Below are 12,736 nucleotides of genomic sequence, written 5' to 3'. Positions count from 1 at the left end.
TTGGTAAGAGATGAGTCTTTGACTCCATATAAATTGTTCCTGAGTCCTGTCCTTAGGCTGTCGAAGGGTGAAGTCAGGAGTTCGCGAGAATGGGGGATTGGAATGGGGAATTAAAGAGAAAATCGTACCCGCAATTTTTAAATCGCTATAACTTGTATGATGTATGACAAATTAATATCTTGGAGAAAATCATTTACACATGGAATTTAGTGAGATAGGTAAACGGAAATCCCTGAGTGCTCAGGTGGAGGAAGCCCTGATGCGATCCATCAAGGAAGGGAAATACCTTCCAGGGGAAAGGATTCCCACGGAGAATGAGCTATGCAAGATTTTTAATGTCAGTAGGACTGCCATTCGGGAAGCAATTAAGACGCTAAGTGCACGTGGAATGGTCAAAGTAAAAAAGGGCAGTGGTGCTTTTGTCTCAGAAGTGAGCGTCCAGAATGCCTCGGAGATGCTAAATACGTTCTTTGAACTTTCCTCGGACAAGGATTTGATGTTACAGACGATCGAGGCAAGGCGTGTGTTGGAGCCCAGAATAGCCGCTGAAGCAGCCATGAAACGCAGTCAGAGGGATATTCAGCTGCTGGAGAAAAATATGATAGCGATGAGAGAATGTGAATTGGAGGATAAAAAGACCGAAGCAGAACTGGATAACGACTTTCACCGAATTTTACTTTCCATTACGGGTAATAGCGTCCTGAAATTGCTGCTGAATCCCGTTTTTAACCTAATGCCAAAATTCAAGATGAATGTCTTTGCCAAACCCGCATCCGGGAACCTGGAAGCTGAAAAAGCCAATATGCTCAAGCATCACCGGCATGTCTTGGAAGCAATAATCCGGCAAGATCCTTTTGGAGCGCAGGAAGCCATGGAAAAGCATTTGCACGATACCCGCAAAAACTACCTTCATTTTACCAAATCCATTGACCGGTCATAAAGTATGAACAGAGCAGAAGTAGCTGAAATAATTCTTCAGGAGAAACTCATCGCGATCCTTCGTGTCAATGATGCGGATACTCTTCCGGTGTTGATCACGGGGCTAGTGGCCGGAGGCATCAAGGTGTTGGAAATCACCTCCAACAGTCCTGACTTTGCAGCCATGATCGAGAAAAACAGGAAGCGCTATCCAGACATTTTGATCGGTGCGGGTACGGTGGCCAACAGGGATTTGGCCATTGAGGCCATCCATGCAGGAGCACAGTTTTTGGTCTCCCCAAACACCCATGCTGGAGTCATTTCTGTAGCACATGATCACGATATTCCGGTCGTCATGGGCGCATTGACCCCCACAGAAGTAGGGGAAGCGATAGAACAGGGAGCTGATATCATTAAGCTGTTTCCCGCAGGGAATTTTGGTCCAAGGTATTTAAAGGCGATCAAAGCACCTTTTGATAAGGTTCGTTTTTTTGCCGTAGGGGGAATCCATTTGGAGGACATGGAAAAATGGATGGAAGCAGGGGCAGATGGGCTAGGCTTGGGGAGTGTGTTGACACATATCGATGGACTGAAGCTCACCGAAGAGATTGTCGCCCACAATGCCAGGAAGTATGTAGCTAAAATAAAACAATATGAATAAGGAGTTAGCCATTGCACGGATTGAACTGTTCAAAGTGCCGCCACGATGGCTTTTTGTAAAAATCACCACCGAATCAGGACTGATCGGGTGGGGGGAGCCAGTAGTAGAAGGAAAGGCAGACACCGTAGCAGCCTGCGTCCGTGAAATGGAACACTACCTGATCGGAAGACAGGCCAATGAAATTGAGGACATTTGGCAAGTGCTTTACAGGGGTGGCTTTTATCGTGGAGGGCCGATCTTGATGAGTGCGCTATCAGGCATCGACCAGGCACTTTGGGATATCAAAGGTAAATATTTGAACGTGCCCGTTTACGAATTGCTGGGAGGGGCGGTGCGCCAAAAAATGAAAATGTACTGCTGGATCGGAGGAGACCATCCCGAGGTGGTTTTGGAACAAGCGCAAGAAAAGGTCGATGCCGGATACAAAGCCGTCAAAATGAATGCCACCGGTGAGATGGATTGGGTCTCTTCAGTCAAGGAGACAAAGAAGGTGGTCGAAAATATACAGTTGATTCGCGAACATTTTGGTGACCAGCTGGATATTGGCCTGGATTTTCATGGTCGCGTGCACAAGCCCATGGTCAAGCGTCTCATTGATGAATTGACCCCATTTAACCCCATGTTTATCGAAGAGCCGGTACTGGCCGAAAACAACGATGCTTTAAGGCATATTTATAGTTATTCTTCCATTCCCATTGCTACGGGAGAGCGGATGTTTTCACGGTGGGATTTCAAGGAAATCCTGCATCAAGGCGTGGTGGATATCATTCAGCCAGACCTGAGCCACGCTGGTGGAATCTCTGAAGTGCGCAGGATTGCTGCCATGGCGGAAGCTTATGATGTTACCTTGGCACCGCACTGTCCCTTGGGGCCGATTTCTTTGGCCTCGGCACTGCATGTGGATGTTGTTTCTGCCAATGCAATCATCCAAGAAAGCAGCCTGGGAATTCACTATAACCAAGGTTTTGACCTGTTGGATTTTGTCAAAAACCCAGAGGTCTTTGAGCTGAAAGATGGCTATATCGCATTAACTGATCGACCAGGATTGGGCGTAGAGATGGATGAAGACAAATTGCGGGAAGGACAGAAAATAGGCCACAGCTGGGCCAACCCCATTTGGCGAAATACTGATGGAAGCTTTGCCGAATGGTGAGGGGAGTATTAAGTACAAGGTACGAAGTAAAACGTATCATGATGCTGTGCTGCTCCTTGGTTTGTATTCGGAAATTACTTTCGGTTCCGCTCTCTTCCGATCCCTGAGCGTAGCCGAAGATAGCGGCTAAAGCGATAGGTAAACGCTACAAAACCTTTCAAATTTATAACCTTACAACATACAACCTTTAAACCCATAACCCTAAACTCCAATGACCTATTTGATTGCTTTGATCCTTTCGCTGGCAGTTTTGATCACAGGGATCGTCAAATTTAAAGTACATCCCTTTTTCATGCTAATACTGGCATCCCTTACCTATGGTTTTACTGCGGGGATGTCTGGGGAGCAAATGGTAGAAGCGATCAATATAGGTTTTGGGGAGATTTTGGGGAAAATCGGCTTGATTATTCTTTTTGGAGTGACGATCGGTACCATCCTGGAAAAGTCGGGTGGAGCATTGGTCATGGCCAATCGGATATTGCAGTTGATCGGTAAAAAATCCATTCATCTGGCGATGATGTTGACAGGGTATGTGTTGTCCATACCGGTATTTGCGGACAGCGCCCTGATGATGATGAATCCCTTGAACAAGATGCTTTCAAAAAAAGCGGGCGTGTCATTCGCCGGAACGACAGCGGCCTTGGCGATGGGATTGACCGCTTCCCATGTAATGGTACCGCCCACTCCAGGACCAATTGCTGCGGCAGGGATACTGGGTGCCAACTTGGGGGATGTGATCCTTTGGGGGGTATTGGTGAGCAGTATTGCCCTTGTGCCCTGTTATTTTTATGCCCGAAAAGTAGCCGATAAACTCCGTGTTGCCGTTTTGATAGAAGTGGTTACTCCCGCGAAAGAACAACCTCCCTTGTGGAAATCACTTTTGGCCATTTTAATTCCCCTGCTATTGATCTTGGTAAAATCAGTACTGGAATATCCTACCGTGAATCCGGGAAATGGCTTTCTTGTGCGCATATGCTTGTTTTTGGGAACACCGGCAATTGCGTTGCTGGTAGGAGTGATCCTTTCCTTGCTATTGCCCAAAAAGCTGGATGAAACCGTCTTTTCTTCATCTGGCTGGATAGGCGAATCCTTGAAAGTGGCTGCACCGATCATTCTCATTACCGGAGCTGGCGGAATATTCGGTAAAATGCTACAGGAATCAGGCTTGGCAGAGGCGGTTACAGGAGGATTTGAAGGGGCCAAATGGGGTCTTTTTGTGCCCTTTCTTTTGGCTGCTTGCCTAAAAACCACCCAGGGAAGCAGTACCGTGGCCTTGGTGACGACGGCATCTATTTGTGCGCCATTGATGTCCTTTCTGGGACTTGACAGTGCTTTTATGCAGACCATGACCGTGTTGGCTATTGGGGCAGGGTCTTCAGTGGCCTCCCATGTGAATGACAGCTTTTTTTGGGTCCTGACCCAATTGACGGGAATGAACGTAAAGCAAGGTTACCAAGTACAAACGGCTGGCACCTTTGTTTTTGGCGTGAGCGCCATGTTATTGATTTATATTATCACTCAAATAGTAGCATAGGAAGATGAACGTAAGACCAATTCTCATGGGCGCTTTGCTAGGAACAGCCTTGGCCTGCTCAAACAACAAAAAAGCTGAAAACATACAGCGGGACACTGCGGCAATATCCGGTTCACCCTTTTCCATTGAAATCCTGGATGATCAAGCCTTGCAGGTCATCGCTCCGAATGCCAAAATCCAGCGGATGGCTGCTGGCTTTGATTGGGTAGAAGGGCCGCTGTGGATTGAAGATGGAGGCTTTTTGTTGTTTTCGGATATTCCCCAGAATAAGGTGTACAAAATGACAGCAGATGGCGATACCAGCACTTACCTTCGTCAATCTGGCTATTCTGGGGAAGGAACCTACAGCAGAGAACCTGGCTCTAATGCCCTTTTGCTGAATCATGAAAACCAATTGGTCCTGATGCAGCATGGCGACAGGAGGGTGGCCAAAATGACAGCAGGCTTGGATGCGCCATCTTCTGAGTTTGTCTCCTTGGTGGCCAACTACCGTGGAAAACGCTTCAACAGCCCCAATGATGGGGTTTTTGACCGGGAAGGCAATCTTTACTTTACCGATCCGCCTTATGGCTTACCACCCCAATATGCCGGAAAGGAATTGTCTTTTCAGGGCGTTTATTGTCTGAAAATGGATGGTGATTTGATCTTGCTGGATTCCTTGTCCAGGCCTAATGGCATTGCACTGTCACCAGACGAAAAGTACCTGTTTGTGGCCAATTCTGATGATAAGAAGGCCGTGTGGTACCGCTATGCCATAGAAAAGCCTGGTGAGGTGGGGAAACGTGAATTGTTCTATGATGCTACCGAAAAAGCCAAGGTAGCTAATGGTCTTCCGGATGGAATGGAGATGCATCCGGATGGTTATTTGTTTGCCACAGGACCTGGAGGAGTTTGGGTTTTTGGCCTAGAAGGAAAAGTTCTGGCAAAGATCCATACCGGCCAGTTGACGTCCAACTGTGCCTTTTCTGCCGATTACCGGCAGCTTTACCTGACAGCGGATGGGGATATTTTGCGCGTGGGTTTGAAGTGATTCCCCTCGTTTCAAACAAAGTCTATCATCTCCCTCGTTACAAACGAGGGGGGATGATGATTATTCAAATGTGATTTTTGATGTTTCATCCTTCTTGATTTCGGAAAAATCCGGAAGACCCTTAACGGTCAGTTCACTGTTGTTTTGGAGGTTGATGTTGGTTAGGTTCTTGATATTATTTCCATTGATTTTGGCATTTCGTAAATCCAGGTCAAGGAAGTCTATATTGACCAACTGATTATTGGAACTGTTTATACCGTGGATATTGAGGTAATTTACATGGCTGTCATGGGAAATTTGGAAACGGGAGCCCCAATTATCGACAAATAGTGAATCATATTTTCCATTGACGGCCATGCCTTTTGCGGTTTTAATAATGATGTTTTTGATTTGGTTTGAATTTACCTTGACCACGATATTTTCCCGCCAATCACCTTTTGATGAATGGATATAACAGGTGTCATTGGAGAAAGTGATGTCATATTTTCCTTCAGGCTTAGCTCCTCGGCTTGTTATGGTAATGTGGTTTTCAGAGCTCTTATGTAGGTTTACCCAAGCGGTGGCGGCGATGCTCAGCGTGGTGATGGGACGATCCATGGCTACTTCTTTGAGTATTTCAGGAGCTTTTTTGCTTATTTCATTTGACTTGTTATTTGCGATGACAATGCAGGTGGTCTGTACTGCCAAGGCAAACATCACAAAGCCAAAAAGGATTTTATTACTTGTTTTCATATGTATATAATTGCTTTTTAATGGTCATATGGAATCTTACATGGTCGATGTTCATTTCCCAGTGTGACGTTTTTCGTCATGCTCGATTTTATGATTGTTTTCATCTAAAATATTCAAAAGTGGTTTTAAGTCCAACGCCGAAAGTCCAAGGACTTTTACCCGGTGGATCAGCAGGGGAAGCTCATGTTCGATAAAAGCGGCTTTTTGCCGGTGATGGATCTTTTGCGGGGCTTTTTCTGCCACGAAGAAACCAATGCCGCGTTTATTGTCCAGGATCTCTTGATCTTGGAGGATGCTATAGGTCCGCATGACCGTGTTGCGGTTTACTTCCATATCTTCTGCGAGCTCCCGGACAGAAGGCACCCGCTCGCCAGGAGCAAATTTCTCTTGGAGGATTTGGTCACAGAGCCAGTCAGCGATCTGGAGGAAGATATTTCTGGATTCGTTGAATTCCATGGTTACACTTGTTTTTCTTTTAGACGGAAGTAGGTGGCCAGCCAGCAGGTTATTGCACCAATTGCAGCTATGATTAGGGCACTGAGTCCTATCAAAGGAATCTCCTCATCAAAGTACGCAGGCTGGTTTCCCTTAAAGCCGATTACCCAAAAATCTGACTGTTCAGGTACGATAAAATAGGATACGATACACAAGTATGCATATATAAAAAAGATCATTACAAGTATAGAAAGTGGCCCAAAGAACAGGTTCCACTTTTTAAAAATGGTGCTGCCGAGAAACAGTAAAGAGGCTCCCAATACTCCCATACAGATGATGCTGATCCTTCCAATCGTAGCTTCATTGGCATCTCCAAAAAGGTCAAAGAACCTGAATTTATCAATTCCCGGAAGCTTGTCCATGGGGAGGTTATTGGATAAAAGGAATGATTTATAATTTTCCAAATAAAGGTCAGCAGTGACATTGGCGGTAATTTGGAAGATCAACGGGTAAAGTACCAAGAATAAGGCAATCCTTATTATCCACTGCACCAAATATTTTTCAAAAGTGGAGGCAGGAAGGGTTAGGAAACTCGTTACCGAACCGCTATTGCGAAACGAAGGAAAACTTTTACCGACAATAAATATTCCGAAGATAATATATCCTAAAAATAACATGGGGATATAATTCTTGCTTCTCCAACCTGGTGAAGCGTATAAAGCGTCAGTAGATTTTGGTAAATCAGGGAAGACATACCAGAAGAGAAGCGCCATGATAAGCATGGCAATGGGAACAGTGGCAATATAATAAAGCCGGTTATTGTTAAAATCATATTTAAGCAGTTGGGAAAATCTCCTTAAACTGAAGAATTCATTTTCTTTTTTCATGGCTTTAGGCGTTTACGGGTTTTGGCGTGTGGAGACGGTTGATGATTACCGCATTGAAAAGTATTTCCAATGAGATCTGTGATGGCTGTTGGTCAGCTTTAAGCGGAGCGATATAGTGATAGCCTCCCATGCTTTTCTCTACATATACGCTGTGTTCATCCGCTTGTGAACCAAAACCAAAATACCATTGGTCACTAAGGGAGAGCATTTCCTCATCGAAGATTACCTTTCCGTGGTTGACAATGACTGCCCTGTCAATGAGGTTTTCGACATCCTTCACTTGATGCGTGCTGATGATGACCGTTTGATCATCCTCGATATTGGCTGTGACAATTTTCCGGAAGAGGCTTTTGGAAGGAATGTCCAGGCCATTGGTAGGCTCATCCAGTAGCAGAAGTTTGCAGTCCGAAGCAATGGCAAAAGCTATCAAGAATTTTTTTCTTTGGCCAAAGGACATCCTCCCGAGCTTCTGATCATAGGGCAAATCAAAATCCTTTTGCAACTGGTTCATCTTTGCTCTGTCGAAGCGGGGATAAAAAGCTGCCAGTGAGCCTATGTACCGCTGCATGGTGTTTTTTTCTGGTAGAAAATTCTCCTCCGGCAATAAAATCAACTCCTGCAAGAAAAGGGGAGAGCGACCAAAAGGCCGATACCCATTGACTTGGATGTCGCCGGATGTTGGCTTTAAGAGTCCTGCCAATAGTCCCATTAGAGTGGATTTCCCTGCGCCGTTTTTCCCTAGGAGCCCAATGACCTGGCCGGGCTGGACTTCCCAGTCCATCTGATCGAAAAGTGGAGCTTGCTTTCGGTAGGCAAAACTCATTTGGTTTAACAAAATCATGGCTTACTGTTTTAGTGTCATAGTGTATTATGACAGTAAATAAACTGATAAAGTTTTTAAAATGCAAGTAGTGGTGAGGGAAAGTTGGTTAGGGGCATTGCAAATGCCCTTCTCGATCCTCCACGTTACAAACGAGGATGAACTGTGTAGTTGCGAGAGAAAGTTGTAAGGGGAATGGGAAATCTTTGTTTATATAGGGGCAGAATCCTCCACATTACAAACGAGGAGGATTATGACAAACGAGGAGGAATCGCCCAACCAATCTTTCAATTTTCCAATTTTAAAACCTCTCCATAGCCCACTTTAAGCGAAAAGGAGTCTTTTAAGGGGATGTCCTTGAAAAGTGCGTGGATGGCGCGAATGGGGCCGCCGTGGGTGATGATGATGGCCTTGTCTGTTTTTTGCTGTTGGAGCTCGGTGATAAAGGCCACGCAGCGGTCATAAAGCTGCCGGTAGCTTTCGCCACCAGGACAGGGAACCCGGACAAAATCCTCCATCCAGGGATTGATCTCTTCCTTAGGGATGTCATTCCAGGATTTCATTTCCCAAGTGCCAAAATGCAGTTCCATCAATCGCGAATCTGCTTTTACATCATGCCTTGGGAAAAGTGCCTTTGCCAGTTGAGAACAGCGGGTCAAGGGACTGGTAAAAATGGCAAAAGGGGCTAGTGTCCGAGGTAGTTTTGAGGTGATGATTTCTACTTCCTTGCTGAAAGTAGGTGCTAAGGCAAGGTCGCTCTGCCCATAGCAGATCCCTTTACCGATAGCCGGTTTGGTGTGGCGGATCAGATAAATTTCCATATGATGAGTAGGCTCAGATAGAAAACGACCTCCGTGACTTGCTGAACAGCTCCCAGGCAATCTCCAGTATAGCCACCGATCCATTTCTGGAACCACCTGCCCATCCACCATTTGGCGATAAAACACGGGATGATGGCCAAGAAAAACGCATAATTTTGGAAGAGTGCCAAGGGGAGAAAGGCGAAAACAGATGCGACAAACAAGTCCCTTGTCGGGAAGTTTCCTTTGGCAATGGGCTTGGATTTGCTGCCGACTTCATCATTTATCTTGGCATATTGGTGCGTTTTGAAAAAAGTAAGGGCAACAAACCTGCTTATCGAATGTCCTGAGATATAACAAGCGATGATGCATTGGTAAAACTCAAAGCTATAGCTGTTCTGTTGAATGATTTTGGCCAATTCCATCAGCCCCAGAAATTTGATGGTAAAAATGAAAATCAATCCAACGGCTCCAAAAGTGCCGATCCGGCTGTCCTTCATGATCAAGAGGATTTTTTCTTTGGTCCATCCACCGCCAAATCCATCCATGGTATCGGCAAATCCATCTTCATGAAATGCACCTGTAAGTATTACGCTCGTGGCGATGGATAAAAATAGGGCAATGGTGACCGGCAAAACCTGATAGACCAATATCAATACGAGGGTTGAGGCACCACCTACTATCCATCCTATCAGCGGAAAATACTTCCTGGATAACTGCAAATATTCTTCGGAATGGTCCACCCAAGAGGGGCATGGAATCCTAGTGTAAAACATCAACGCGGTAAAAAAAGCCTGTAGTTCTTTCCTCATATTTTGTGAAGGGTAAAAGTCTAATAGGTTATTCGTTTTCTTTACTGATCCCTGCCGTGTCAAAACTAGCCATTTCATTTAAAAACGCACAAGCTGAAGCCACGATAGGGTAGGCTAAGGCGGCACCCGAACCTTCGCCAAGTCTCATTCCAAGTTTTAATAATGGTTTTGCCTTGAAATACTCCAGCATGGTGGCGTGGCCCTTTTCACCGGAGCAATGGGTAAATATGCAATAGGACAGGACATTGGCATTGATGGTTTTAGCGATCAGCAATGCAGCAGATGTGATAAAGCCGTCTACCAAAATGACCATTCCCTTGCTGGCGGCATGCAACATCGCACCAGACAGTTGGGCTATTTCAAAGCCTCCAAATGTACTTAAAATCTGTATAGGGTCTTTCTTGTCAATGTGGTTTTGTAAACGAATGGCTTTTGATAGTGTTTGAAGTTTGATTTTTTGGTGATCATTATTAGTGCCCGTGCCCTTGCCAACACATTCTTCCAGAGGCATGCCCGTGACGGTATGCATGATAAGGGCAGCAGAAGAGGTATTGCTGATGCCCATTTCACCAAACCCAACGACATTGCAGCCTTCTTGATAAACCCGTTCTACCAGTTCGGCGCCTTTTTGCATGGCGTCCAAGCACTGTCTTGCTGTCATGGCCGGCTCCATGAGGTAATTGGCCGTTCCCTTGGCGATTTTTGCATGGATCAGGTTGGGCAGATCGCCAAAGTCGTGGTTGACACCCGCGTCGATGATTTTTAGCGCTAAATGGTGTTGTTTGGCGAACACATTTATGGCTGCTCCTCCACTCAGAAAGTTCATGACCATCTGATAGGTTACCTCTTGCGGATAAGGGTTTACGAGGTTTTCTTTGGCGATCCCATGATCTCCTGCAAAGACCAGGATATGCGGGTTGTTCAGTGATGGATTTAAGGTTTGCTGGATTAATCCAAGGTGCAGGGCAAGGTTTTCCAAGTTCCCTAATGCACCGATGGGTTTGGTCTTAAGGTCAATCTTTTGCTGTAAATCACCTTTAAGTGAATGATCCAAAGGAGCAATGTGGAGTTCTGTCATTTTTTAGAAAGTGTTAAGTCCTGAAAGCAAAAACCAATTTCTGGTGGCTGTTCATCAGCAGAAGCGTAGCAGCCGTCTTTTTGGTTTTTGGGAGCCTCATATGTGCGCAAAACCTGCTCGCCCATAGTGAATGGTATGGGCGAGGAGAAGATGGGGCCGTCAAAAACAAAGGTATGGAACTCTCCGTTTTCACCACACGGATCTACGGAGCTGGGCAAATCTTTTAGAAAATCGTGATCGATTATCCTTCCGGCAAAATCCTCGGGGAGCAGATCTGTTTTTACACAGACCACAATGGTTTTAAAACCCAAATCCAAAAATTCAGCGATGAGCTCCTTGGTGTTTCTTTGCCAAAGGGGAAATAGGGCTTTTAGTCCAGCCTTGGCGAGTTTTTCTTCACGATACTGTTTAAGGTCCTCCAAGAAGATGTCACCAAAAATACTTTGGACAATACCGCCCCGCTTGATGTCATCCATTTTATCACCCATTAACCGGTTATAGGTGTCCATATTAGGCATTCCTGGAAGTAGGAGTTCATCTAAAGGTAGTCCTATTGCTTTCGCTTGGGCATGCAGCAATTCCCGCCGTACACCATGCATGGAAATGCGTTGGTGATGGCCATTGACTGTAGTCAAAAGCCTTTCCACAGAAATGTGGGGATCTTTCAATACATGGTAAAGTGCCAAGGCACTGTCCTTGCCGCCACTCCAGTTGAATACACTTTTTGTCATTTTGGTTTGCATTAGCGTGAAAGGTTCTTGATTTTGACAGGATGCTTTTGACGCTGTTTTTTTGATTCATTTAAATTGGTTTTCGCATGGTGATATCAATGAATGCTGATGACAACATGGCTATTTTTCTGTGCTTCGCGATCATCTAAATACATCACTTTAGTTCTATGGGCAGTCCAGAAACCATAAAAATGGCCTTGTCAGCCCTTTTGGCGATGTACTGGTTGATCCAGCCTTGCAGTTCGGTGAACTTTCTGCCTACTTCCGTTTGGGCATGCAGTCCCATGCCGATCTCATTGGAAATGATGATCAAGGTGCCTTTTTGGGCATTCGAAAACAACTGGTCAGCTTCCGATTTACAACTGTCCAGACAGCTTTCGATGTCACTTTTTGAATCAGCAAACCAGTTGGTCAGCCATAGGGTCACGCAATCCATTACAATGACTTTTTCCGCCATATCCACTTGGCCAATGTATTTTTCCTCTTCGATGGTGGTCCATCGTCCATCGCGGTCTGCTTGGTGCCTGTCCACCCGTTTTTTAAAATCCTGATCCCATATTCTGGAAGTGGCCAGGTAAACTGGGGATGCTGATAGCCTCTCGGCCAATTGCTGTGCATATCGGCTCTTTCCTGAGCGTTCGCCACCTGTAATATAGTAAATCATGTTTTCCTGAATTTCTCATATGGACAATTTTGGCATCCGTTACCGCAGCATTTGCCCTGCCTGAGCAGATACCAACTCGAAAATACATAAAAACCCTGTTTATTGATCGTGTAGTCGATGCCTTCGATCAGGGAAGTGGGTTTTCCCATTTTTTGGATTGCTTTGATCTTTTTGGAGTTGAGGTTGGTGGTCCAGTGACTGATGCGATCCTGTATGGCGGATTTAAGGCAGTCAGGGCATAGGCAGCCTTTGTTTTCTTCCAGCGGGACAATAGGAGGAAAAGCACTGCACCAACATTCCGTCGTGCAGGCAAAAGCTTTTTGGCAATTTGGGCAGCGCTTTTCTTTGATCATTGTGTCAGCCTTTCCATTAGTTTACTACATTAGAAGCTATATGGCGTCCATCTAGTTTTCTTTATATATACTTTCCTGATTTCACCCTTCGGCACGTTCAGTACAGGGATCAGGATTACCCCCTAAAT

General features: G+C 45.4%; 15 protein-coding genes. 5 read left to right on the top strand and 10 right to left on the bottom strand.

Annotated elements, in window-relative coordinates:
* Window positions 1-199 precede the first annotated feature (199 nt).
* From FDP09_RS18175 to FDP09_RS18155, 5 genes are all read left to right on the top strand, one after another.
* On the top strand, window positions 200-940 hold the full coding sequence (locus FDP09_RS18175; protein ID WP_137404016.1) for a FadR/GntR family transcriptional regulator: 741 nt from the start codon (window positions 200-202) through the stop codon (window positions 938-940).
* A 3-nt stretch (window positions 941-943) separates the two neighbouring features.
* Complete coding sequence (locus FDP09_RS18170) at window positions 944-1,579, top strand: bifunctional 4-hydroxy-2-oxoglutarate aldolase/2-dehydro-3-deoxy-phosphogluconate aldolase (protein ID WP_137404015.1); 636 nt, start codon at window positions 944-946, stop codon at window positions 1,577-1,579.
* Window positions 1,572-2,732: a galactonate dehydratase gene (dgoD, locus tag FDP09_RS18165; RefSeq protein WP_137404014.1), complete on the top strand. Its 1,161-nt coding sequence runs from the start codon at window positions 1,572-1,574 to the stop codon at window positions 2,730-2,732. The genes FDP09_RS18170 and dgoD overlap by 8 nt, the downstream gene beginning before the upstream one ends.
* A 211-nt stretch (window positions 2,733-2,943) precedes the next feature.
* On the top strand, window positions 2,944-4,266 hold the full coding sequence (locus FDP09_RS18160; protein ID WP_137404013.1) for a GntP family permease: 1,323 nt from the start codon (window positions 2,944-2,946) through the stop codon (window positions 4,264-4,266).
* Window positions 4,267-4,270: 4 nt separating this feature from the next.
* Window positions 4,271-5,296, top strand: a complete 1,026-nt coding sequence (locus FDP09_RS18155; protein WP_137404012.1) for an SMP-30/gluconolactonase/LRE family protein — start codon at window positions 4,271-4,273, stop codon at window positions 5,294-5,296.
* 60 nt (window positions 5,297-5,356) lie between these two features.
* Here the strand turns inward: FDP09_RS18155 and FDP09_RS18150 are convergent, their stop codons facing one another.
* The 10 genes from FDP09_RS18150 to FDP09_RS18105 form a co-directional block, all read right to left on the bottom strand.
* The gene (locus FDP09_RS18150) at window positions 5,357-6,028 is read right to left on the bottom strand and encodes a hypothetical protein (RefSeq protein WP_137404011.1); all 672 of its coding nucleotides are present in this window, start codon (window positions 6,026-6,028) and stop codon (window positions 5,357-5,359) included.
* A gap of 51 nt (window positions 6,029-6,079) precedes the next feature.
* Window positions 6,080-6,484, bottom strand: coding sequence for a GntR family transcriptional regulator (locus FDP09_RS18145; RefSeq protein ID WP_137404010.1), 405 nt, complete (start codon window positions 6,482-6,484; stop codon window positions 6,080-6,082).
* Between the two features lie 2 nt (window positions 6,485-6,486).
* Window positions 6,487-7,350, bottom strand: coding sequence for a hypothetical protein (locus tag FDP09_RS18140; protein WP_137404009.1), 864 nt, complete (start codon window positions 7,348-7,350; stop codon window positions 6,487-6,489).
* 4 nt (window positions 7,351-7,354) lie between these two features.
* On the bottom strand, window positions 7,355-8,191 hold the full coding sequence (locus FDP09_RS18135; RefSeq protein ID WP_137404008.1) for an ABC transporter ATP-binding protein: 837 nt from the start codon (window positions 8,189-8,191) through the stop codon (window positions 7,355-7,357).
* Window positions 8,192-8,457: 266 nt separating this feature from the next.
* Window positions 8,458-8,991, bottom strand: a complete 534-nt coding sequence (cobC, locus tag FDP09_RS18130; protein WP_137404007.1) for an alpha-ribazole phosphatase — start codon at window positions 8,989-8,991, stop codon at window positions 8,458-8,460.
* Window positions 8,976-9,782, bottom strand: coding sequence for an adenosylcobinamide-GDP ribazoletransferase (locus tag FDP09_RS18125; protein ID WP_137404006.1), 807 nt, complete (start codon window positions 9,780-9,782; stop codon window positions 8,976-8,978). The genes cobC and FDP09_RS18125 overlap by 16 nt, the downstream gene beginning before the upstream one ends.
* 28 nt (window positions 9,783-9,810) lie before the next feature.
* Complete coding sequence (cobT, locus tag FDP09_RS18120; RefSeq protein WP_137404005.1) at window positions 9,811-10,860, bottom strand: nicotinate-nucleotide--dimethylbenzimidazole phosphoribosyltransferase; 1,050 nt, start codon at window positions 10,858-10,860, stop codon at window positions 9,811-9,813.
* Window positions 10,857-11,591 (bottom strand): Dph6-related ATP pyrophosphatase, encoded by a 735-nt coding sequence (locus tag FDP09_RS18115; protein ID WP_137404004.1) that lies wholly within the window; start codon window positions 11,589-11,591, stop codon window positions 10,857-10,859. The genes cobT and FDP09_RS18115 overlap by 4 nt, the downstream gene beginning before the upstream one ends.
* 154 nt (window positions 11,592-11,745) lie before the next feature.
* The gene (locus tag FDP09_RS18110) at window positions 11,746-12,255 is read right to left on the bottom strand and encodes a bifunctional adenosylcobinamide kinase/adenosylcobinamide-phosphate guanylyltransferase (RefSeq protein WP_137404003.1); all 510 of its coding nucleotides are present in this window, start codon (window positions 12,253-12,255) and stop codon (window positions 11,746-11,748) included.
* A complete protein-coding gene (locus tag FDP09_RS18105) occupies window positions 12,252-12,608 on the bottom strand; it encodes a DUF5522 domain-containing protein (protein ID WP_137404002.1) in 357 nt (118 codons plus the stop codon). Before FDP09_RS18105 ends, FDP09_RS18110 begins: the two co-directional genes overlap by 4 nt.
* Window positions 12,609-12,736 lie beyond the last annotated feature (128 nt).

This window comes from Echinicola rosea, assembly GCF_005281475.1.
GTDB classification, from domain to species: domain Bacteria; phylum Bacteroidota; class Bacteroidia; order Cytophagales; family Cyclobacteriaceae; genus Echinicola; species Echinicola rosea.
The sequence above is the reverse complement of the archived record's forward strand: the minus strand, read 5'-3'. Positions and strand labels throughout refer to the sequence as shown.

Coding starts and splice junctions, on each gene's coding strand:
- FDP09_RS18135 (WP_137404008.1), bottom strand. CDS start 8,191: ATGATTTTGTTAAACCAAATGAGTTTTGCCTACCGAAAGCAAGCTCCA.
- FDP09_RS18110 (WP_137404003.1), bottom strand. CDS start 12,255: ATGATTTACTATATTACAGGTGGCGAACGCTCAGGAAAGAGCCGATAT.
- FDP09_RS18125 (WP_137404006.1), bottom strand. CDS start 9,782: ATGAGGAAAGAACTACAGGCTTTTTTTACCGCGTTGATGTTTTACACT.
- FDP09_RS18170 (WP_137404015.1), top strand. CDS start 944: ATGAACAGAGCAGAAGTAGCTGAAATAATTCTTCAGGAGAAACTCATC.
- FDP09_RS18140 (WP_137404009.1), bottom strand. CDS start 7,350: ATGAAAAAAGAAAATGAATTCTTCAGTTTAAGGAGATTTTCCCAACTG.
- FDP09_RS18150 (WP_137404011.1), bottom strand. CDS start 6,028: ATGAAAACAAGTAATAAAATCCTTTTTGGCTTTGTGATGTTTGCCTTG.
- cobC (WP_137404007.1), bottom strand. CDS start 8,991: ATGGAAATTTATCTGATCCGCCACACCAAACCGGCTATCGGTAAAGGG.
- FDP09_RS18115 (WP_137404004.1), bottom strand. CDS start 11,591: ATGACAAAAAGTGTATTCAACTGGAGTGGCGGCAAGGACAGTGCCTTG.
- cobT (WP_137404005.1), bottom strand. CDS start 10,860: ATGACAGAACTCCACATTGCTCCTTTGGATCATTCACTTAAAGGTGAT.
- FDP09_RS18175 (WP_137404016.1), top strand. CDS start 200: ATGGAATTTAGTGAGATAGGTAAACGGAAATCCCTGAGTGCTCAGGTG.
- FDP09_RS18105 (WP_137404002.1), bottom strand. CDS start 12,608: ATGATCAAAGAAAAGCGCTGCCCAAATTGCCAAAAAGCTTTTGCCTGC.
- dgoD (WP_137404014.1), top strand. CDS start 1,572: ATGAATAAGGAGTTAGCCATTGCACGGATTGAACTGTTCAAAGTGCCG.
- FDP09_RS18160 (WP_137404013.1), top strand. CDS start 2,944: ATGACCTATTTGATTGCTTTGATCCTTTCGCTGGCAGTTTTGATCACA.
- FDP09_RS18155 (WP_137404012.1), top strand. CDS start 4,271: ATGAACGTAAGACCAATTCTCATGGGCGCTTTGCTAGGAACAGCCTTG.
- FDP09_RS18145 (WP_137404010.1), bottom strand. CDS start 6,484: ATGGAATTCAACGAATCCAGAAATATCTTCCTCCAGATCGCTGACTGG.